Genomic DNA, 22,913 nt, shown 5'->3' with positions numbered 1-22,913 from the left:
GGTAATATAATGAAACTTACATTAATTGGTAATGGAATTATGGCTCAATCATTAGCCAGAGGTCTTATTAAAAATCATGAAGTAGAAATCATTGGCAGAGATATAGATAAACTAAAAAATATTCAAGAAAAAATGCCACAAATTAAAATAAAAGTATTAGAAGACCATGAAGATATCACAAATAAAAATGTTCTTTTTTGTGTAAAACCTTATGCTTTACAAAGCGTATCAGCTAGACTTACAGGAAATGCAAATATTTTATTATCAATTTTAGCTGGAACAAAACTTGAAACATTAAGAAAACAAATAAAAGCAAAACACTATATAAGAACTATGCCAAATATCGCAGCTTCAGTTCAAAACTCAACTACTACAATTACAGGAGATAATGAAGCAAAAATTATCGCTATGGAAATTTTTTCTAGTATTGGTCAAGCTATTTGGGTAAATACTGAAAATCAACTAGATATTGCAACTGCAATTGCTGGAAGTGGTCCTGCATATTTAGCTTTAATAGCTGAAGCCTTAGCAGATGGTGCAGTTAAAGCTGGACTTGAAAGACATATAAGTACACAATTAGTTCAAGGATTATTTTCTGGAACTGCATCACTTTTAAAACATACACATCCAGCTATTATCAAAGATTCAGTTATGAGTCCAGGTGGAACAACAGCTGCTGGTTATGCTCAACTTGAAGAAGCAGGTGTAAGAAATGCTATGATAAAAGCCGTTGAAAGTGCATATAATAAAGCGATTGAGCTTGGTAAAAAATAGTTTTACATTAGTTGAAACATTAATTAGCATTACTCTATTGGCAATTGTAATAAGTGGATTTCTAAACTCCTCTTATTATGATGAACAAAATCATAAAAACTTTATGTTGTTAAATAATTTAGAAAATAAATTTAATACTCAAAGTTATAGTGATTTCACAAAAACATCTACTTCAATTCAAATTGTAAAAAATAATGAAAATATTGAAAATATAAATGTTTCTAAATATCAATTTGAAAATGATAATATAAAAATCTATAAATATGAAAAATAGTTTTTCTCTTCTTGAAATCATCTTAACACTGATTATATCAACCATTGTAATTATTTATTCAAGTTTTTTTACAAAAGAACTAATCATAGACAATAAATATAATCAAAACATAGAAATGGCAAAAATAAATATCTTATCTACAAAAATATTTCTTGAAAAACATAAAAATGAATTAGATTTGATAAGTTATACAAATGAGAATTTATATTTTAAAAATTCTCTTTTATTAGAAAAAGTAAAAGAATTTTCATTAAGTAGTACAAGCACTAATATAAAAATAGATATAAACTATGATGATAAGATAAAACAATCATGGGAATTCAAAAAATGAAAAAATCTTATACACTATTAATAAGTATAGTTTTAATAACAATCTTTTCATTTCTAGCAATTTCTATTTTGGAAACAAAAGCTCTTCGAAGTTCAAATCTTTCAAATCAATATTTGTATATTCAAGGAAAGAATCATTTAGATTTTTTTAAATCTTATATAAAAACTATAGATTTGGAAGATATATCTAATCTTGAAATAAAAGACGATTTTTTTGATATTTATGCAAAAATAGAGAAAAAAGACTCTATTTTTGTTATTGATATTTTTGTAAAAGCGAAAGATTATGATATTTCACTTTATGAGCAAGTTACAAAAAACTAATTAAAGTATAACATCCAATACTTTTTTTGCAAGATTTAAAGCTTTTGTTCTATGTGAGAACTCTTTTTTTGCTTCATATCCTAGTTCTCCTAAAGTTTTATCAAAACCATTAGCTATAAACATTGGATCATATCCAAAACCACCCTCACCTAGTTCTTTGTTTATAACATTTCCATGCATCCATCCATGAACTGTATAAACTTCACCTTTATAAACTATTGCAATACATGCTGTATAAAAAGCTGCAGTTTTTTCTAAATTTTGTTTATTTAGGTTTTCAATTAATTTCGCGTTATTTTGTTTATCAGATGAGCCTTCACCTGCATATCTTGCTGAATAAATTCCTGGTTCATTATTAAGTGCTGGTACTGTAATTCCGGAATCATCAGATATTACAATCACATCATTTTGACCTATTTTTATAAGCTCTTCATATATTGTTTGAGCTTTTTTAATGGCATTGCCTTTAAAACTATCTTTATCTTCTACTATTTCTATTTTTCCTAAAATTTCACTAAATGCAATTACTTCATCATTTGGCATTAATTTTTGAAATTCTGTTATTTTTCCTTTATTTGCTGATGCTAATACTATCTTCACTATTATCCCTTTCAACCGACTATTAACTATTATTAACTATAATCACGACAAATTATATTATGTTTAGGATTATATATGATTAAATCAGTTTTACCTCTTAGTTTGATTATCGCTCTAAGATTTTTCGGTCTATTTTTAGTTTTACCAGTAATATCAGTATATGCTATGAATTTAGAAGGTGCAACTCCCACTTTAGTTGGTGTTGTAATTGGTGGGTATGCATTAACCCAAATGATTTTTCAAGTTCCGTTTGGAGTAATTAGTGATAAGCTAGGGAGAAAAGGTACTATTGTTATTGGATTAATTCTTTTTGCAATTGGTTCTTTAATCTGTGCTGTTTCAACTGATATTTATACTTTATTATTTGGAAGACTTTTACAAGGAGCCGGAGCTATTGGAGCTGTTGTTACTGCAACTATTAGTGACCTTGTTAAAGAAGAACAAAGATCAAAAGCAATGGCTACAATGGGAATGTTCATAGGTATTGCATTTGCAGCGTCAATGGCAGCAGGTCCAACAATTGGTGCATCATTTGGTGTTCATACTTTATTTTATATTACAATGGCTATTGCACTTGGTTCAATTTTTGTTTTATTAAAAATGGTTCCAAATCCACCACATATAACTCATACTTATAATAAAAAAGTTGAGATGGGTGCTGTTTTAGGAAATGTAAATTTAATTAAAATGAATATTACAAACTTTTTACAAAAAGGTTTAATGACATTTGCATTTATGCTTATTCCTATTGTTTTAACAAAACATTTCGGTTGGGAATTAGGTGAATTATGGAAAGTTTATATTCCTGCAATGATTTTTGGATTTATCGCTATGGCACCTGCTGCTATTATTGCAGAAAAAAAAGGTAAATTTAGAGAAATCCTAGTTATTGGAATTGTATTTTTTGCTGTTTCATATTTAATTATTGGATTTAGCCCAAGTGCTACTGTTTTTGTTATTGGTGTTGTTATATTCTTTATTGGATTTAATATGCATGAACCAATTATGCAATCACTTGCTTCAAAATTTGCAAAAGTTCACCAAAGAGGTTTAGTTTTAGGAATCTTTAACTCAGCTGGTTACTTAGGAACTTTTTTAGGTGGAGTACTTGGTGGTATGTTCTATAATGAAGAAAACTTAAGCACTATGGTTATAGTTATTGCATTGATTTGTGCTTTATGGGCGGTATTAATATTAACTATGGCAAATCCAGCTAAGAAAAAATTTGCTTATTTATCATTAAATGAATTCCATTTAGAAAATAGTGGAAATTTAACTAATGATGCTATTGATGAATGGTATATAAATAATACTGAAAATGTAATAGCAATTAAATATGATAATGAAAAAATATCCGAAGAAGAAATCAAAGCTCTTTTAAGATAATTTTTTTATTTTAAATAAATATTAGCTATAATATTAACAAAAAAGAGGAGATATATTGAAAAAAATATTATTAATATCTTTTACAATTATCTCCTTTTCCTCTATTTTTCTTATTGCCTCAAAAAATTTCAACATCACCGACTCTCAACTCAATTCAATAGAAAGAAAATACGGTTCTAGTGCTAAAACTAGAGTTGAAGCTTGGGATTCTATGATAGAATCTTCTAAAAATGAATCACTTTTAAATAAAATTAAAAATGTAAATGATTTTTTTAACCAAATAACTTACAAAACAGATGCTGCCCATTGGAAACAAAAAGATTACTGGGCTACACCTTTTGAATTTATGGGTACAGGGGCAGGTGATTGTGAAGATTATGCAATTGCTAAATATTTTTCTTTGATAAAACTAGGAATTCCTGATGATAAGTTAAGAATTACATATGTAATTTACAAAAAAGCAAACAGTAGATTTGAGCAAGCTCATATGGTTTTAACTTATTATCACAAAACAGGTGCTGAACCTGTAATTTTAGATAATATTAATAGAAGATTAGAATTGGCTTCAAAAAGAGATGATTTAAAACCAGTTTATAGTTTTAATGCATCTGGATTATGGCAAGCAAAAAACAAAGGTGATACAAGAGTAGGAGATAATAATCTTAAATCTTGGAAAAATTTAATAGGTAGATTTTAACAAAGGAAACAAAATGTCTTTATCTAAACAACTATATATAATCATTTCAATAATATTTATTTTAATTTTTACAGGTAATTTTATTATCAGTGTAAAAAATACTAAAGAGTATTTAGAGATTGAATCTATAACAAAAGCGCAAGATACAGCAACATCTTTAGGTATGAGTCTTAAGACTCTTTTAAAAGACAAATACGATCCTGAAATTGGATCTATTATAAATGCTATTGCAAATAGAGGTTTTTATAAAGAAATTAGGCTTGAAAACTCTTTTTTTAATATTCAAGATAGTGATTTAATTGCTGCTTCAAAAGATTTAGATAATTCAAAATGGAAAGTGTCTAATGTTTTAATTGATGAGAGAATAGGAAAACTTGAAGTAATCGGAACTAATGATTTAGAAAAAGAATTACTTGCTTTAGAAGATGGAAATATTAAAGAAAATTTATCAAAGGAAGAGACTAAAAAGACTTATGATTTTATTGCAAATGATTCATATAATCATGTTAAAAATGTAACTTTTAGTTTTACTGCTACAAATGAAAATGGAAAAACAATTAACACAAGTGCAAATCTAAATGTAGATAAAACTTTAGTTCAAGTTAGTAGAGATGAAAAGTTTGATTATGTTCCTCAATGGTTTATACATATGATTCCAATTAATCTACAAGAGCAATCAAGTGAAATAAGTAATGGATGGCAAACAACAGCAATCATTTATGTAAGTGCAAATGCGGGAGATGCTTACGCTAAACTATATGAACAAGCTAAAAATGCTATCGTATATGCTCTTGTTGCATTTGTTATTTCAATGTTGATTTTATTTGTTTTTGTACAATATCTTTTAAAACCACTTAAGAGAATTGAAAAATTAGCAAATAGTATCGCTGTTGGAAAATTTGAAACTATTGATGAACTTCCTTGGACTACAGAAATAAAAACTGTTGCACTTGCCATGAATGATATGTCTAGAAAAATAGAAGCAATTATTGATAAATTAAATACAAATTTAGAAAATCTTACTAAAAAACTATCTTGTGATGAATTAACACAACTTGATTTAAGACAAAATTTTGAAACAGATATGAAAGATATGTTTATTCAAAAAAATACAGGTTATGTATTTATTATAAAAATATTTGAATTAGCAAATTTTGCTAAAAATCATACAAATAAAGAAATTAATAGTTTCATAAAAAAATTCGCACTCATTCTATCAACAACTAAATTAAATGAAGATTCAAAAATTATGGCTTATAGATTTTTTGGTTCTGAATTTGCAATTATCGCAAAAGATTTTACCGATAAAGATGCAAAAGAATATTCATTAAAATTGCAGAAGAGATTTGAAGAATTAGCAAATGAATATATCAAAAAAGATATAGTACATATAGGGGCTACTCCATTTAATCCAATAGGAACGATACCTCAAATATTACAGTCAGCAAATGAAGCTTATGAAAAAGCTACCTTAATAGGTTCAAATGAAATATTTATTGAAGAGCATACAACATCAGCTAGAGCGATGGAAGAGTGGAAAGAATTAATTTTTGATATAGTTGATAATTCAAAATTCAATTTAAAATATATTGGTAATGCTACAACTTTAAATACTACTTCTAATGATATTATTATGCAAGAAGCTTTTGCAAGTATAAAAGATAAAGATAATTTAGATATTCCAATTGGTACTTTTGTTTCTATTGCTGAAAGATATGGAAAAATAATTGATTTTGATAAAAAAATCATTACTAAAGTAATAAACAATATCTTAATTAATAAAATAAGTCATGATATCTCTATAAATTTATCTATTGATTCTATTTCTAATACAGGATTTATATTATGGTTAGAAAAAACTATAGATGAACATAAAGCAATAGCTAAACAATTGGTGTTTTCAGTTACAGCCTATGCAGTTGCAAAAGATGTAGAGAAGTTTAAATTCTTTGCAGATGAGATGCATGAACATGGAGCAAAAGTTATCATAAAAAGATTTGAAAGTAAATTTATTCCTCTTAATAGTATAAAAGATTTCAATCTAGATTATATAAGACTTGCAAGGGAATATACAAATAATGTAACAAATGATTCTTCAAAACAAAGTTTTATTGAAGCTATCGTTGATCTAACAAATCTATTAAATATCAAACTGTTCGCTGAAAATGTACAAGAAGATGAAGATATAGAAACTATTAAGAAATTACACGTTTACGCAGCTAGTAGATAAGAAGTTCAAAGAGAAATCTCTTTGAACTTCTTAATATTCATTCTTATTTATATATAAATGCAAAATAGCTATTAACTGATTTCTATCAAATGGTTTACTCAAGTAGTTATCCATTCCTTCATCTATATATCTTTCTCTATCTCCATTAATTGAATTTGCAGTTAGTGCAATAATAGGAGTATATTTTTGAATATCTTTTTCATATGCTCTTATATGTTTTAATGCAGTTAATCCATCCATAATAGGCATATTGATATCTAAAAAAACTAGATCGAAGTTTTCACTTTGATATTTTTCAACGGCTAATTGACCATTTTCAACTATCGTTACATCAAGACCTAATTTTTGTAAAATGATTTTTATCAAAAGTTGATTGTTTGGATTATCTTCAGCAACTAAAATTCTTCCTGAGAAATTCTCTTTTGATTCAGTTTTATTTTCAATTTTTTGAACATCTTTTTCAATTAGTTTTGATTCTGCAATAATATTAAAGATTTTAGAACCATAAATAGGTACATCTAAAAAATAATCCATTAAGTGCTTCATTTTATTATCATTATTTATTTTGTCCATATTCCCCACATAAACCACTGGACATTTAAATTTATCTTTTCTTTTTGAAAGTTTTTCATAAAGTTGTGAATCACCAAAACAAAAGATTAAATCCATTTTTTTACAACTCTCAATATCTTCATCACCTTGATGAATTCGTCCAAAATATTTAACTGTATTTATTAAATGATTTCTAATATTTTCTGTATCTTCCATAATATAACAAATAGCAAAATCATACTTTAGTTTATTAACATTAATAGTATTCATATCTTGAACTACTAAATCTAAATCAAAATAAAAAACACTTCCTTCATTTTCTCTACTAATTAGTCTAATTTCAGAACCTAACATTTTAACTATATTTAAACTAATAGCAAGGCCTAAACCTGTACCACCATATTTTCTAGAAATTGATCCATCAGCTTGAGAGAAGGGTTCAAATATATTTTTTTGATTTTCAATTGAAATTCCAATTCCTTCATCTTTTACTGAAAATCTTACCCTTGCAATGTTTTTATTTATATTTAAGAGTTTTACATCAAATGAAACTTTTCCACTTTCAGGTGTAAATTTAATAGCATTACTTATGATATTTGAAAGAACTTGTTTTAATCTGGTTTCATCACTAAAAACAAAATTTGGAATACTTTCATCTAAAGTATATAAAAATCTAATATTTTTTTGTTTTGTGTTTACAGCGTATAATTGAACTATTTGGTCCAACAAATCTTTTAAATCAAAATTAGATTTTGAAATTTCATATTTACCACTTTCAACTTTTGAAATATCAAGAATATCATTAATAATATTTAGTAACGCCTTTGCACTTTTTGAAATAATTTCTGCTTTTTCTCTATGTTCTACTTGCATATCTGAGTTTGATAAGATATCTGAAAAACCTATTATTGCATTTAATGGAGTTCTTATTTCATGACTCATATTTGCCAAAAATTGAGATTTAGTTTCATTTGCTTTTAAAGCATCTTCTTCTGATTCTTTTGCTTTTAAAGTTATATCTTCTAACTCTTTATTTTTTCTAACTATTTGTTTAATTACTAAGAATCCAAGTAAAAGAACAACTATTATAATAAAATATGTAAATATATTCTCTAAATCTTTATAATACTCTTTTTCATTTTTTATATTTTTTTCTAATACTCTAATATTTTTTTTACTATCATATAGTAATCTATTGCTATTTTCTTTCATTCTAATAAATAGGCTTGGTATTTGTTTGAAAAAAAGTTCTACTTTGAAAATATTATTTTGAATAAACTCTTTATCTGAAGATTCTATAATAGAATTTTTAATTTCTACGATTTCTTCCATACTTAGCATTTTTTCTTTTAATTCATCTAATTTAGGAATTAAATCTATTGCTTCAAATACATATTTTTTATCATCTACTTGGAAATGAATTTCATCATTAGAGATGGTTGCTTCTACAAGGTTTAATTTAATTTGACTTTTTAAAACTCCACCTTTTTGTAAAACTTCAATAGCATTTAAAATATTTTGGATTTCATTTTGAATTTCTTCTTCAATATTTTTTAAAGCCCTTGATTTTGTTGTAATCCCCATTTTGTAGAAATTTGCTTCAATAAGACTTATTTCTTTTAGGATATATTCACCTATTTTATATCTTGAATATTCATTTTTTACACTATTATCCAGATCTGTAAGAATTTTAGAAAAAACATTATGAATTACAAGTATTCCAATATATCCTATTGTAAAAGCAAATAATAAAGCTATTAAAGCTTTGAAAATAGCATTATTTCTAAACATCTAAAAAACTACCTTGTCAAAATTTTTCATATCTTCATCATCTAGAAAACCATATTTTTTGAATACTTCTCTACCCTCAACAGATGAAGCATAGTCCATAAATCTTTTACTTAACTCTTTATTTTTAGAACTACTTAAAAGATTAAATACAAGTTTTGATTTTTGTGAAGATTCATCATCAAGAACTATCGCTTCTACAAACTCTTTGTTATTATCCCAAAAAGTTGTTGCATGCCAATTTAAAATCAAATCTGCATTTCCATTTTTTATAGCATTAATCAAATTTCTTGAATCAGGAACTAAAAAAATAGCATTAGACACAGCTTTTTCATATAATCCAAATTTTGTTAAAACATTTTTACTTGCAAGACCAACGCTTCCACTTTGTTCACTTCCTAAAACAACATTTAATTCTTCATTTGTTAATTCTTCTAAAGATGCATTAACATTTTTTGGGTTTCCCTTTTTGACAACTAAAGACAATTTATTATAACCTACAAATTTACCATCAAGCAACAATCCATCTTTTATGAATTTATCCCTATAAGATGAAGATCCAGGAAGATATAGGTCTCCTACTTGACTTGATTTTGCACTATCATATAAATCTTGGCTTCCACCTTGTAAAATTTTTATAGTACAGTTGTTTGCTTTTTCAAAATTAGTAGCTAACTCTTTTACAGGTTTAACCATAGTAATTCCCACATAAAAAAGAAGCTCATTTTTTGAATCAGCATGAACAATCGTACTTAAAAATAAAATCAATAAGAATAAACCTTTTAATAGTTTCATGAAAACCCTTTTTATTTTGATTATAACAGATTTTAAATAAAGAAAAATAGGTAAAATCAGTAATTTATAATATAAAATAATGAAATATTAATACTTTATTAATAATTATAAATTATAATACTCCTTTAATTTAAAGGTTATAAATGTTTGAAAAAATTTTAAGATTCTTTGTAGAAAATTCTCGTATGAACTATACTTTATTTCTTTTAGTATTTGCCATTGGTATTTGGTCTTATTCTAAAACTCCAAAAGAAATCTTTCCAAGCTTTGACTTGGATATGATTTCAATAAAAGGTTCTTACAGTGGAGCTAGTGTTGATATTCTAGATAAGATGGCAGTTACAGAAATTGAAGATAATATAAAAAATATTGATTCTGTTGATACAATGTCAACAATTGTTAGTCCTGGTAAATTTACTATTGTTTTAGAACTAAAAAAAGGTAAAAATAAATATCAAGAAGCTGATAAAATAAAAGATGCAATAACTTTGATAAAATCAAACTTGCCTTCTGATATGGATGAGCCATCTGTTAATACTTTAGATAGAACAAGATCATTGGCTGATATTTCAATTACCTCAAAAAAACTCTCAATTGATCAATTAAAACCCTTTGCAGATGATTTGAAAAGTAAACTTCTTACAATAAATGGAATAAATGAAATTACAGTTTTTGGTGATTCTGATAAGTATTTTGAAGTTTTACTTGATGAAAGAAAAATTGATGCATTAAATTTAAATAAAAGTGATGTATTTGCTGTAATTGGAAATTTATCATATATATTTCCAATTGGTAAAATTGAAGATCCAAAAAAACACTATTATATTTCCACATATAATGGTGCTAAAAATGCTGAAGATTTTGGAAATACTTTAATAAAAATTTCTAATAAAACAGTTTATGTAAGAGATATAGCAACTATTTCTAAGAAATATGAAGATTCATCAACATTATATTCTTTCAATGGAGAAAATGCATTATCACTTGAAATTGTACAATCTGAAACGGGTGATGCTATAAATATTGTTAAAGATATAAAAAAGATATTACCTGATATTCAAAAAAATAATCCTGACATAAATATCTCAATTGCAGATGATAATAGTGAAAGAATTATTGATAGGTTAAGTGTTGTATCATCAAATATTATGCTTGGTATCATACTAATTACAATCTTAGTTGCTTTATTAATTAATGGTAGAATGTCTTTTATTATTGCCATGGGAATTCCAACATCATTTGTTATTGCTGCTGTTTATTTCTATCTCTCAGGATATACAATAAATATGATTTCTCTTGTTGGAGTTTTAATTGCAATTGGAATCGTTGTTGATGATGCCATTGTTGTAAGTGAAAATATACAACAACACATAGAAGAAGGTCATAGTCCAAAAGAAGCTGCAATTATTGGTGCAAAAGAGATGATTAAACCAGTAACTGTTGCATCTTTAACAACGCTTTTTTCTTTTTTACCTGTTTTATTAATAAGTGGAACTATGGGTGAAGTTATGAAATTAATTCCTATTGCCCTTAGTGCATTGGTTGTTGCTTCATTAATAGAATCATTTGTTTTTCTTCCAATTCATGCTGCACATGTTTTAAAAAGTGGTTCAAAGGTAACTTCTTGGGAAAAAGCAAATGCAGTTTACAATAAAATTATTCACTTTTTTATGAATTGGAAAAAGACTTTTATCGTAATATTTATAATAATTGTTCCTTTTTTAACTTTTAAATTTATAAGTAATTCAAAGTTTCAAATGTTCCCAAAATTTGATGGAAGTGATGTAAAAGTTACACTAAAAGCAAATGCAAATACTACCCTTGAAGAATCATTTAAAATAGTAAGTGCAATTGAAGCTGATTTAATGAAACATAGTGATGAATTTTATATTAGAAATATAAATTCAATCGCAGGATATAGAAAAGATGTTGGAGACAATACTGAAAATTTCCCATATGCGATGTATATGACAGTTGAACTTCAAAAACTAAAAGCTATGAATGTCTTAGATAAATATGTAACACCAGCTTTAAGTCTTGAATATGATGAAGAAGGAAGAACAAGAGAAATAACTTCAGATGAAATATCTACTAAATTAAAAGAGTTCATAAGTAAAAATGATTATAAAAATAAATTTAATTTAGAAGAGATAGAAGTTCTTGAAAGAAAAGTGGGACCTGTAAAAGCAGATATTAAAATTGGAGTTGTTACATCCGATAATCAAAAAGCAATAGCTGCTATTGAAAAAATTGATAAAGAATTAAAACAAATAGAAGGTATTAAATCAGCATCAAACTCTTTAAAATTTGGTATTGACGAAATCAAAATAAAAGTTAATTCTTATGGAGAACAACTAGGACTTACAGAATCTTTTATTGGAAATTACTTATCAAACTTATATTTATTGAAGAAAAAAGCAGTTTCATTTGATGAAAAAGAGATGCTAGATATAAAAATTCAGTCACGAGATAAAGATGATTATGAAAGTTTCAAAAATACAAAACTACCTGTTGAAGGTGGCTCTTTTGTAACCTTATATGAAGTTGTTGAGTTAAGTACTTTAAAAGCATTTGAGCAACTTTTAAAAGATGAAGGAATAAAAAATTTCTATGTTTTTGCAAATGTAAACCCTGATATTATTACTGCAAGTGAAGTAATTAATAAAATAAAACCTATGTTAGATGAAATAGAAAAAACTGGTATCAAACTTGTATTTAAAGGTGAAGCAGAAAAAAATGCTGAATTAAAAAGAGATATGTTACTAGCAACAGTACTAGCATTAGTGCTAATAATGCTTTCAATGCTTTATTTATTTAATTCATTTAGAGAAACATTTATTGTAATGAGTGTTATTCCTTTTTCTATATTAGGGGTTCTAATAGGACATCAAGTAATGGGATTAAATCTATCAATGCCATCAATGATTGGAGCTTTAGGACTTGCAGGAGTTGTAATAAATGATGGAATTATTATGATGACATACTTGAAAAAAGCAAAAACAATCGAAGAGATATTTTCTCGTGCAATAAAAAGATTTAGACCTATTATTATAACTACTGTAACAACAATTGTAGGGATGTTGTCTTTAATATTATTTCCAAGTGGAGAGGCTGCTATATTTCAACCAATTGCAATTGCCCTTGGATTTGGACTAGCATGGGGAACTGTTTTAAATCTTATTTATTTACCAGTTTTATATACATTAACACACAAATTAAGAAAAGTACCTAAGATAGAATCTTAAGTACTTTTCTTATACTTAAATTACAAAAATAAAGCTTTTGAGAGTACTAAATCCCATTTCAAAAGGTTCAATATTTATTTTTTTCAAAGTATGCTCAACATTTACAATAATTTTTGAAAGAACTATTTCAAAAGAAAAATTTGAGTAATCGTAAACACTCTCTTTTTCTGATTTAATATACTCCAAATCATTGATAATATTATAGTCATCTACATATTTTTTTTCTAATTCTATTTGCCAATTATTTTGCCAAGTATTAAATAAATACTGACCTTTTTCATTTTTTGCTGTTTTTATTTTCCATCTTATAACTTGTAAGTATTTATGCAAATTTTGCATCTCTTCTTTGTTATATGAAAATGAAACAAATTGATGTTCTCTTTCCATTGCATAAGCTTTAAAAATAAGTTTGTACATTCCAAGTATTAACAAATCATTTCTATTATTTATATTTTTATCTGAAAATGCATAATAAAAATAATCTTCATAAGTTTCTAGTTTGACTACATCTTGTATTATATGAATATAATCTTGGTTTATAGATATTTCATTGATAATATCATCTTTTATATCTTTGTTAAAAGCACTAGGATTTCTTAAATCTAATTTATTTTTATAAGTGATTAAAGATTCTAATATCTCAACTTTATACTCTTCGATTTGAGATGCTGAATTTGATTGGGCAAGACTTTTTAAACCACTTGTATTAAAAGCACAAGCTTGAAAGAAAATAGATGTAAAAATCAAAAAGAAAATTTGAACTGTTTTTAACTTCATGTACATTCTCCTTAATGTATTTAATTATTATTTAGTATACAATAAAAAACTTCATCTAATTCTTCAATAAACCAATTATTTGATATTTAATTTTAAATACTATATAGTTCATAAACTAAAAAAAGGGGTAATATGCCTATAGAGATTAATCAAACAGTAAAAATTATGTTTGAAGTTAGAGTTGATGGAATAGTTGTAGATGGAAGTAGAAGTAATAAACCTTTTGAATTTCAGTTTGGTGTAGGACAAGTAATAGCAGGGCTTGAAAAAAGAATAATAAATATGAAATCAGGAGAAGCAGCAGATATCTTAGTTCCAGCGGCAGAAGCCTATGGAGAATATGATCCAGCAGGAATTCAAACTCTTCCAATGAAACAATTTGAAGGAATCAAAGATTTAAAAATTGGTATGCAAATTCAAGCTCAAGATGCAGATGATCAACCTATTCAATTCATAGTAAAAGAAATTACAGAATATGAAGTTAAAGTTGATTTTAACCATCCACTAGCAGGAAAAGATTTAGAGTATAAAGTAAAAATAGATTCGCTTTTATAAATATTTTTTTATAAACAGTATATGTAACATTCATTATATCAAATATGATTTTTTAGGCTATAATTCTTCATATAATCATAAAAAGGAGTAAAAATGGCAAAAGGTAAAGATGTACAAAAAGCTGTAAAAAAAGCACCAGCAAAATCAATGAAAGAAAAAAAAGCTGAGAAAGTAGCTAAAAAAAGTTCTAAATAATCAGTAAACTTCTTAAAGAATAAAGAGATTAAATCTCTTTATTCCTTATATTCTCTATTGTAAAATACTTCTTCCATTTATATTTTGAATAGGTCTGTTATTTGCATGTTCAAATGTATCAAAGAATTGTTTTACTTGTTCTTTTGAAATTGGCATTGACGTTTTAAATACATTCCATTTTACATTTTCAGAACATGGTGGAGTTGTTAAAGATCCCATGAACTTGTAATAATCTTTATTTGATGGCAACATAGCTTGAATATCATTTGCACTTAAAGATATAGAAACTTTTTCATTTGCTTTAAGTGGAAATTTTGACCATATTTTTTCTATAATAGGATTTTCTTTTCCTTCTTCATACATTACAGCAACAACAGCTAAACTACCATCTTTTGCAGCATGAACAAAATGCGCCTCAAGAGGATATGCCTTACCATTTATATTATTTTCACTAGGTGTATGAAAATGAAATTGTTTAAGTTCATAATCTGTACCAGCAATATTTACAGTACTTCCTGCAAGTATATTTACTTGAACTGTATGCCCATTATTAACTACATCCATAGAATTTGTATTATATTTAAAATCTAATGCTTTTAAATCAATATCTTCTGTAGGAATAATATTTATTGGTGATTGAACTTTACCCTGTGAACACATTGCAAATTCTTCTTTCATCTCTCCCCAATGAGATGGAGAATATTTACCTTCATACCCCCAATGTGCTTCATGAGATTTTCCATGTTCAGAATTCTCTGAATGACTTGTACAACCTGTTGCTAAAACCATGGCAGCAATTGCTACTAATGATAATGAAATTATTTTTTTCAATCTGGTCCTTTATTTGGATATTAAGTTACAAAGCCCTTATTTCTTGATTACTTATATGTAATAAAAAATAAAATATTGCAATATAATATTATCTAAATTTATAAATAAATCACTTAATTATTTTAGCTTAAATTAAAAAAAGCTCTGTTGGATTAACAGAGCTTTAAAAGATAGATTATTTTATTGAATTCTAAAGTTTTTCTACTTGTATATTATTTAGAAAAACCTCTATTTTAACAAATTTCAATTTATTATTGATTGATTTAATTTCATTATTTACTTTTGAACTACCAGTTACATTTTCATTATTATAAGTATATTTTTCTTGAGCTTGTTCTACAATATATGCAGTATTGTCTTTTATTTTAATCTTTCTATCTAAGATTTTATAAGAATAATTTTGAGTAGAGTCAAAGCCTTCTTTTGTTTTTGCTAAATATTCAGCTTTTGTAAGTTTTGTTTTTTGTTTGTTACCGTTAAAATCAACATTTATTGTGATATCAACATTTTCATCTAAAAGTTCACCTAATTTATCAACATTTTTACTTAAAACTAATCTATCTGAATCAAGTAAAAAACTTTTTACATTTTCTTGCGTTAAATCATTTGCTACTAAATTTGTTAATAATCCAAATGCAAAGAATATGCTTATTATAATATTTTTCATTTCTCTTCCTTTTATTTATATTTAGTTACATATTTAAATGTATTTTATTTGTTGCAAATTGATGTATTAATATTTGAATTAAGTTTTGATATGGAATTGAATTTTCCAAAGCTTTCTTCTTAAGTTCATAAATATCATTTTCATTTACTCTAATTGAAATGGCTTTTTTCTTTTGATTTTTTATATAGAATTGCAGTTGTTGCAATCTATCATCAATATCTTTTTTACTTTCCCATTCTCCATTTTCTACACTTTCTAAAATATCTTGTTCATATTCATCTAATTTAATCATTTGAAAGTCCTTTATTATATTTTTTATTCATTTGTATTGAAGGTATAATTGTTTTTAAAAATATTGAAGTTTCATCTTCAACATAAGGCACCAAATAAACATAATCTTTTATTTTAACCAAAATAATAAACACATTTTGATTTGGATATTTATCTTCATTTGGATGTTTTATATCATCAAGTAAATTTCCATTTTCAATAGCTAATATAACATCTTCAAAACTAATATCTCGTTCGATTTTTAAAAGCTCATTCTTTTCAAGACTATATCGAATATTTTTACTTTTAATCATTTTATCACCTTATATATACAATGTATTTTATTGTAATTAAATGTAAAAGTCAAATATAATATTTTTTATTTTTGAACATTAAAAAAGCCCCATCAAAACTTGACAGGGCTTTCCAAAAATCTAACTAAAAATCTTTTATTAACTCAAAGACTTCAATTCAGCAACAACCTTAGCTAGTTTATCTTCAGCAAGGGCTAAACCTGCTCTATTTTCTTCTAAAACATTTGCAGGTGCATTTGCTACAAATCTTTCATTGTTTAACATTCCTGAAAGTTTTGCTATCTCTTTTTCTAATTTTTCTTGTTGTTTAGAAAGTTTAGAAATAATTGGCGCCATATCAATTTCACCTCTTGGGATATAAACTTCTAGATTATCACTTACATCTGTGATTGAGTTTTCTACTTTTGCAGATACAAACTCTAAATTTTCTACTTTTGCAAGTTTTTCGATAAATGGTTTTGCCATTTCATTATCAATATTTTTATTGATTTTTATATATGCTTTTGCAATTTTTGAGTTACCCATATCTATGATAACTTTTGCTCTTCTAATTGCGGTAATTGCTTCTTCAATGATTGCAAACATATCTTCAATTTCTTGATTTTTTGCAATATTTTTAGGGAAAGGATTTACCATTAAAGATTCACCCTCTTCTAAAGTTGTTCCAGATAATTTATGATATAAGAAATCAGAAATAAATGGCATAAATGGAGATACCATTTTTAAAGTTTCTTTGAAAATTGCACCAAGCTCTACAACAGAGTCTTTGCTAGCTTTCGCATATTCAATTCCCCAGTCACAAAATTCATTCCATACAAATTTGTATAAAATAGACGCTGATTCATTGAATTTATAAGTTTCTAATGCATTTCTTAACTCATCAACTGCATCACTTAATTTACTTTGCATATAAAGACCAAGTGGCGTTTTAATCGTAATATCTTTTAAATCAGGGAAAGTTTCCACATTTAACTGTAAGAAATTACTTGCATTATAAAGTTTATTTGTAAAGTTTCTAAATTGCTCTAAATTTTTAGCTCCAAGTTTTATGTCTCTACCTTGAACACATAAATACGCTAATGTAAATCTGATAATATCAGCACTATGCTCATTTACCATATCAAGAGGGTCAATTACATTTCCTTTTGATTTAGACATTTTAGCACCAAACTCATCACGTACAAGTGCATGCATGTAAATATCTTTAAATGGTAATTCTTTTTTGAAGTGCTCTCCCATCATCATCATTCTAGCTACCCAGAAGAACATAATATCAAACCCTGTAATTAATAGACTATTTGGATAAAAATCAGCTTCATCTGTGTCATTATAAAGTTCTTCTAATTTTCCATTATTTCCCCAACCTAATGGTGACATTGCCCAAAGTGCTGAAGAGAACCAAGTATCAAGAACATCTGGATCTTGAGTATGATGTTTACCACCACATTTTGGACATTTCTCTGGCTCATCAGCTTTATCAGCCCATTGATGTCCACAATCATCACAAGTAAATACAGGAATTCTATGTCCCCACCAAAGTTGTCTAGAAATACACCAAGGTCTTAACTCATCCATCCAAGCTGTATATGAATTTATCCAATGTGCAGGATGAAAAAGTGTTCCATTATGCTCACCAGTTTGTGCTCTTTCTTTTGTAGTCTCTTTTGTTTTTCGAATAGACTCTTGAGCCATTTCAGAACTTAAAAACCATTGTTGAGAAATAAATGGCTCAACAATATTTTTACATCTATAACAATGCCCTACTTGGTGAACGTGGTCTTCAATTTTTACAATATAACCTGAGTTTTCTAAAGCTTTTACGATAACAGGTCGTGCTTCAAGTCTTTCAAGTCCTGCAAACTCTCCACAATATTCGTTTAAAATACCCTTTTCATCAAATACTTTAATGAACTCTAAATCGTGTCTTTTTCCAACCTCATAATCGTTTTGGTCATGTGCAGGAGTTACTTTTACAACACCTGTTCCAAACTCCATATCAACGTGTGAATCGGTGATTACTTTGATAGTTCTATCAGTTAGTGGTAATAATACTTCTTTTCCAACGATTGATTTATATCTGCTATCATCAGGGTGAACCATAATTGCAGTATCCCCAAAGTATGTTTCAGGTCTTGTAGTTGCCACTTGAAGTTCACCACTTCCATCTGCAAATTTATAAATCATGTGATAAAACTTACCGTTTACTTCTTCGTGTTCAACTTCGATGTCTGATAATGCACCATCATGTGTACACCAATTTACCATGTAGTTATTTTGAGTAATATGACCTTCATTGTATAAAGAAATAAAAGCTTCTTTTACAGCTTCTTTTAATCCCTCATCCATAGTAAATCTTTCTCTTTTCCAAGCAGGAGTAACACCTAGTTTTCTCATTTGGTGAACTATATTTCCACCAGATGTTTCTTTTTGTAACCAAGCACGTTCTAAAAACTTTTCTCTACCGATTTCTTCTTTAGTTGTACCCTCAGCTAATAATTGTTTTTCAACAACGTTTTGAGTTGCAATTCCGGCATGGTCAGTTCCTGGTTGCCAAAGAGTTTTAAACCCGTCCATTCTTTTATATCTAGTAATAATATCTTGTAATGTGAAAGTTAAAGCATGACCTATATGCAGGCTTCCTGTTACATTTGGCGGGGGCATCATGATTGAAAATGTTTTTTGTTTTCCATTTTCATCAGACTCTTGAATAGACTTATTTCCTTCTATTTCGAAATATCCTCTATCTTCCCATATTTTATAAAATTTATCTTCTACTTGTGATGGTTCGTATTTTTCGCTCATTAAAAATCCTATAATTTTTCTTAAATATTCGCGATTATATCCACTTTTTACTTAGCTTGTTATTTGACTTTTTTATATAAAAGAAATTTTTTAAATTATATATTATTACTTCTTCTAATATCTATGATATAATTAATTCTATCTATTTTAAATATTAAGGAGAGAAAAATGTTAAAAATAATTATAGGAAGTTTTGTTCTCGCATCTTCAATATTTGCCGTTGACTTGCAAAATGATGGAGTTGAAATAAAGATCAAAAATTCAAATGACGAAGCAAAAACACTTATTATAAAAAGAGAAAAACCACAAGAATGTTTAGGTGTAAATTTTGACCCAAAAGTAGTATATGGTGGAAATCATCAAGCCGCTGATTCTGTAAAAGCTGATTGTAAAAGAGCTTTTGTTACATATATGGGAAAAATCGCTCCTATGAAGTTTTCTGATAAAGTAGAAACTTTTGGAGAAGTTGAAGTTTTAGACTTTATAGAAAAAGCTAAAAATGATAAAACTATGATGTTAGTTGACTCAAGAACAGAAAATTGGTTCTACCATGAAACAATTCCAAGTGCTGTTAACGTACCTTATACATATTTAAAACAATCACAATATCCTGATGAGTTTGAAGAGTATTTAGAAATATTAGGTGTAAAAAAAGTTGATGGTAAATATGATTTTACAAATGCAAAAACACTATTAATGTTTTGTAATGGTGCATGGTGTGGACAATCACCTGAATCTATGAAATATCTATCTGATATTGGATACCCTGAAACAAAAATGAAATGGTACAGAGGTGGAATGCAATCTTGGTTAAGTCTTGGATTAACTACTATCAAACCATAAAAATATAAAAGAGAGTTTTTTAACTCTCTTTTATATACATTTTATTTTTCCAATCTTTCAACTATTGAAATTAATTTATCTCTGAAAGAATATATGTCTTCTAATTTACTTATAGTATATTTTATTTCTTCTTTTTCTGATTCATGTAATGAAATATATTTTTGAGATGTATTAAATCTTAATCTACAAATCCATTTTCTATTATTATCATCTAATAAAATACCAAAATAGCTTTTGGTATCCCTTGCAATTATTCTAGATAAAGAAATTTTTTCTGCGAGAATTGATTTAACGATATAGAATCCTTCAAGTTCTTCTTCTGTTGTATCAATTCCATCATTATTAACTACATCTTCTTCAATAACATTATCTATTTCAACTGACAATTGAGTATTTAGTGAATTAATTTTATCTTGAACCATATCATTTATAATTTCTGAAAATGCGATTTTTATATAAGCTTTAAACTCTTCAATTACTGGTTGAATCAGTCTTCTATCTGTAGCTTTTGTTGCAAAAAATCTTATAAAATCATCACTTGGTTCAATTGATTCTTGTTTAAATATTTTTTTTATTTGTACAATGTACTTTTGCTTATTTGCCATATTTAGAATTTTCTCAATATCTATATTTTCTATTGAAAATCTTTCTAATTCTTTTATGTCTCTATCTTTTAAATTCAATAGATTAATAACTAAAAAAGGTTTTCCATCCATTTTATTTGGTTTATCTAAATCTGAATAAAATCTATACTCAATACCATTAGTTAAAATACCAAACTTACTTTCTGTAACAGTAAAATATCTTTCTAATTGCTTATCATGATTATCTAAATTTTCAGTATGGTTTTTTACCTCAATAAGAATTAAAGGCTTTCCATCCTGAATAATTGCATAATCAACTTTTTCACCCTTTTTCTTACCTATATCTGCAGTAAATTCAGGAATTACAATATTAGGATTAAAAATATCATAACCTAATAAAGAAATAAATGGCATTACAAAAGAATGTTTCGTTGCTTCTTCTGTTTGTACACTATTTCTTAAACTTTCTATTCTTTTAACCAATTCTTGTAGTTTTGTTTGAAAATCCATTTTAATTCCTATTTGTTATATATAGCAATATTATATATAAAATTGCTTAAAATATTATTTATTGTTAAACTCAAAATAAAACATAAAGTTAAACATAAAATGAAAAGCTTATCATTAGTAAAAGATGAAGATATTAACAATTTTTATAAATTAGTTTCACAGAATGTTAAGAGAATTAGAAATGAGAAAAATAAGCCTCAGCTTGATTTAGTTTTAGAAATGGGATTAAAATCTACTGCTTTTTATAGTAGATGTGAAAACTTTAAAGACAATCATCATTTTAATATGGAACATATTTTTAAAATTGCAATTATATTAAATGTTGATATTAAAGACTTTTTCCAAGGTATAGAGATAAAAGATAATTCAAAAGAATTATCTTAAATTGTTTTCAAAACCTTATCTATATCTTCAATAATTGCTAAATCAAATCTATTTTCACTTGCTTCAAATTTTAAAATCTCGATAGCTTCTTCGTGACTAAATAACTCTCTATATGTTCTATTTTGTCTTAATGCATTATATGAATTTAAACTTTGAAGTAATCTGTCTTTAAATGTTAAATCTTTACCTAATAATGCACAAATATAGCCACTTCCATCTAATCTTTCTTGAACTTTTGATGCACTTGATGCAATATCAGTAAATCCAATAATATTTTGTAAAATCTTTCTAGTATAGTATGGATAAGTTTTTATTTTTTCAATTTCATAAATATCGAGATCAGACTCTTTTTCTAATAACTCTTTTCCTAAAGTTAATTTTCCAATAGTACATAAACTAGAAGTTATTAAAAAAATTAATTTATCTTTGTGATCTAAGACATAAAATTCACACATAATTTCACTTAATTCTATTAACCTTGATTGAGGATTTTCGATTTTATAAAAAATTGTTGTGATTTTTAGAATCTCTTCAAAATCTAATGGATTTGTAAAATCATGTAATGAAGAATAAATAAACATCAAAGTATCTTGTTCATTTAACATATCTTGCCAAAAGCTTGTTTCTCTAACACATTCAAAGAATTTTTCGATTAAATCTCTTGAAAAATACATATCTAATTTATCTTTTGTAAACTCAATTGCATCAAATCTACTTTTAATATTTTCTTTTCCAAAATCGTACATTATGTCAAGTGTTTTTGCTAAAAAGATTATTTGCGAAAACAAAGGTATTTCATCACCTTTTAAAGCAAAAATTCCACTTCCATCAATTTTTTCTTTTTGATATTTTAATACGTTTTCTTTTTGTGTTAAAAAAGGAAAATCTTTTATACACTCTTGAGATATCTCACAAAACTCTTTATCATTAGTACTTTGATTTAATGCAAGTGAAGAAACTAAAGAATAAGAGCATAAATCACTTAATTCTTCAGGAGTAAAATCCATTTTTATTCCAATATTTAAAGCAATATATGCAACTCTTTTTGCGTGTCCTAAACTTATTTTATATCTATCTTTTGAAACAAAATCTAAAGCTATACTTGTAGCTAATAAAAAATTATTCAGATTAAATTGCATCTGTTTTTTCTTATCCATATTTTAAATCCTATATTAAATTAAAATTA

General features: G+C 26.4%; 22 protein-coding genes. 11 read left to right on the top strand and 11 right to left on the bottom strand.

Translation table 11 applies throughout. The features are described 5' to 3' along the window. Positions 1–9 precede the first annotated feature (9 nt). Genes AACT_RS04280 through AACT_RS04265 form a run of 4 tightly spaced genes read left to right on the top strand, consistent with a single transcriptional unit; the run spans position 10 to position 1,702 of the window. Entirely contained in the window at positions 10–774 is a 765-nt protein-coding gene (locus AACT_RS04280) for a pyrroline-5-carboxylate reductase (protein ID WP_172125274.1), read from the top strand. Continuing rightward, the gene (locus tag AACT_RS04275) at positions 761–1,048 is read left to right on the top strand and encodes a type IV pilus modification PilV family protein (RefSeq protein ID WP_172125272.1); all 288 of its coding nucleotides are present in this window, start codon (positions 761–763) and stop codon (positions 1,046–1,048) included. The genes AACT_RS04280 and AACT_RS04275 overlap by 14 nt, the downstream gene beginning before the upstream one ends. Beyond that, positions 1,038–1,379, top strand: a complete 342-nt coding sequence (locus tag AACT_RS04270; RefSeq protein ID WP_172125270.1) for a hypothetical protein — start codon at positions 1,038–1,040, stop codon at positions 1,377–1,379. Before AACT_RS04275 ends, AACT_RS04270 begins: the two co-directional genes overlap by 11 nt. Next, positions 1,376–1,702 carry a hypothetical protein gene (locus tag AACT_RS04265; RefSeq protein WP_172125268.1) on the top strand — a complete coding sequence of 109 codons (327 nt, stop codon included), beginning with the start codon at positions 1,376–1,378 and terminating at the stop codon, positions 1,700–1,702. The genes AACT_RS04270 and AACT_RS04265 overlap by 4 nt, the downstream gene beginning before the upstream one ends. Here the strand turns inward: AACT_RS04265 and AACT_RS04260 are convergent, their stop codons facing one another. After that, on the bottom strand, positions 1,703–2,302 hold the full coding sequence (locus AACT_RS04260; RefSeq protein WP_172125266.1) for a non-canonical purine NTP pyrophosphatase: 600 nt from the start codon (positions 2,300–2,302) through the stop codon (positions 1,703–1,705). It abuts the gene before it with no gap. Between the two features lie 75 nt (positions 2,303–2,377). Here AACT_RS04260 and AACT_RS04255 point away from each other — a divergent pair, with 75 nt between their 5' ends. The 3 genes from AACT_RS04255 to AACT_RS04245 are packed head-to-tail and all read left to right on the top strand — an operon-like array spanning position 2,378 to position 6,615. Beyond that, positions 2,378–3,688, top strand: a complete 1,311-nt coding sequence (locus tag AACT_RS04255; protein ID WP_172125264.1) for an MFS transporter — start codon at positions 2,378–2,380, stop codon at positions 3,686–3,688. Between the two features lie 55 nt (positions 3,689–3,743). Next, complete coding sequence (locus AACT_RS04250; protein ID WP_172125262.1) at positions 3,744–4,385, top strand: transglutaminase-like cysteine peptidase; 642 nt, start codon at positions 3,744–3,746, stop codon at positions 4,383–4,385. 13 nt (positions 4,386–4,398) lie between these two features. Further along, positions 4,399–6,615: a bifunctional diguanylate cyclase/phosphodiesterase gene (locus tag AACT_RS04245; protein ID WP_172125260.1), complete on the top strand. Its 2,217-nt coding sequence runs from the start codon at positions 4,399–4,401 to the stop codon at positions 6,613–6,615. A gap of 30 nt (positions 6,616–6,645) precedes the next feature. Here AACT_RS04245 and AACT_RS04240 read toward each other — a convergent pair whose 3' ends face one another. After that, positions 6,646–8,958 carry a response regulator gene (locus AACT_RS04240; protein ID WP_172125258.1) on the bottom strand — a complete coding sequence of 771 codons (2,313 nt, stop codon included), beginning with the start codon at positions 8,956–8,958 and terminating at the stop codon, positions 6,646–6,648. Next, entirely contained in the window at positions 8,959–9,750 is a 792-nt protein-coding gene (gene modA / locus AACT_RS04235; RefSeq protein WP_172125256.1) for a molybdate ABC transporter substrate-binding protein, read from the bottom strand. 143 nt (positions 9,751–9,893) lie between these two features. Between modA and AACT_RS04230 the strand changes: the two genes are divergently transcribed. Further along, on the top strand, positions 9,894–12,995 hold the full coding sequence (locus tag AACT_RS04230; protein ID WP_172125254.1) for an efflux RND transporter permease subunit: 3,102 nt from the start codon (positions 9,894–9,896) through the stop codon (positions 12,993–12,995). Positions 12,996–13,010: 15 nt separating this feature from the next. Here the strand turns inward: AACT_RS04230 and AACT_RS04225 are convergent, their stop codons facing one another. Continuing rightward, complete coding sequence (locus AACT_RS04225) at positions 13,011–13,772, bottom strand: hypothetical protein (RefSeq protein ID WP_172125252.1); 762 nt, start codon at positions 13,770–13,772, stop codon at positions 13,011–13,013. 132 nt (positions 13,773–13,904) lie between these two features. Between AACT_RS04225 and AACT_RS04220 the strand changes: the two genes are divergently transcribed. Next, positions 13,905–14,327, top strand: a complete 423-nt coding sequence (locus AACT_RS04220; protein ID WP_172125250.1) for an FKBP-type peptidyl-prolyl cis-trans isomerase — start codon at positions 13,905–13,907, stop codon at positions 14,325–14,327. A gap of 249 nt (positions 14,328–14,576) precedes the next feature. Here AACT_RS04220 and AACT_RS04215 read toward each other — a convergent pair whose 3' ends face one another. The 5 genes from AACT_RS04215 to AACT_RS04195 all read right to left on the bottom strand — a co-directional run bounded on the left by AACT_RS04215 (position 14,577) and on the right by AACT_RS04195 (position 19,406). Next, positions 14,577–15,353 carry a carbonic anhydrase gene (locus AACT_RS04215; RefSeq protein ID WP_228720537.1) on the bottom strand — a complete coding sequence of 259 codons (777 nt, stop codon included), beginning with the start codon at positions 15,351–15,353 and terminating at the stop codon, positions 14,577–14,579. A gap of 190 nt (positions 15,354–15,543) precedes the next feature. After that, positions 15,544–16,020, bottom strand: a complete 477-nt coding sequence (locus AACT_RS04210; protein WP_172125248.1) for a hypothetical protein — start codon at positions 16,018–16,020, stop codon at positions 15,544–15,546. Positions 16,021–16,045: 25 nt separating this feature from the next. Then, positions 16,046–16,312: a hypothetical protein gene (locus AACT_RS04205; protein ID WP_172125246.1), complete on the bottom strand. Its 267-nt coding sequence runs from the start codon at positions 16,310–16,312 to the stop codon at positions 16,046–16,048. Further along, positions 16,305–16,604, bottom strand: a complete 300-nt coding sequence (locus AACT_RS04200) for a toxin (RefSeq protein WP_172125244.1) — start codon at positions 16,602–16,604, stop codon at positions 16,305–16,307. The genes AACT_RS04205 and AACT_RS04200 overlap by 8 nt, the downstream gene beginning before the upstream one ends. Positions 16,605–16,742: 138 nt before the next feature. After that, a complete protein-coding gene (locus tag AACT_RS04195; protein ID WP_172125242.1) occupies positions 16,743–19,406 on the bottom strand; it encodes a valine--tRNA ligase in 2,664 nt (887 codons plus the stop codon). Between the two features lie 168 nt (positions 19,407–19,574). Between AACT_RS04195 and AACT_RS04190 the strand changes: the two genes are divergently transcribed. Beyond that, the gene (locus AACT_RS04190; protein ID WP_172125240.1) at positions 19,575–20,249 is read left to right on the top strand and encodes a rhodanese-like domain-containing protein; all 675 of its coding nucleotides are present in this window, start codon (positions 19,575–19,577) and stop codon (positions 20,247–20,249) included. A 41-nt stretch (positions 20,250–20,290) separates the two neighbouring features. On the opposite strand, the gene AACT_RS04185 is transcribed toward AACT_RS04190, so the two are convergent. After that, positions 20,291–21,343 (bottom strand): type I restriction endonuclease, encoded by a 1,053-nt coding sequence (locus tag AACT_RS04185; protein ID WP_172125238.1) that lies wholly within the window; start codon positions 21,341–21,343, stop codon positions 20,291–20,293. 99 nt (positions 21,344–21,442) lie between these two features. Here AACT_RS04185 and AACT_RS04180 point away from each other — a divergent pair, with 99 nt between their 5' ends. Beyond that, on the top strand, positions 21,443–21,727 hold the full coding sequence (locus tag AACT_RS04180) for a helix-turn-helix domain-containing protein (RefSeq protein WP_172125236.1): 285 nt from the start codon (positions 21,443–21,445) through the stop codon (positions 21,725–21,727). Here AACT_RS04180 and AACT_RS04175 read toward each other — a convergent pair. After that, entirely contained in the window at positions 21,724–22,884 is a 1,161-nt protein-coding gene (locus AACT_RS04175; RefSeq protein ID WP_172125234.1) for an HD-GYP domain-containing protein, read from the bottom strand. The two genes, AACT_RS04180 and AACT_RS04175, sit on opposite strands and share 4 nt — an antisense overlap. Positions 22,885–22,913 lie beyond the last annotated feature (29 nt).

This window comes from Arcobacter acticola (genome assembly GCF_013177675.1).
GTDB classification, from domain to species: Bacteria; Campylobacterota; Campylobacteria; order Campylobacterales; family Arcobacteraceae; genus Aliarcobacter; species Aliarcobacter acticola.
The sequence above is the reverse complement of the archived record's forward strand: the minus strand, read 5'-3'. Positions and strand labels throughout refer to the sequence as shown.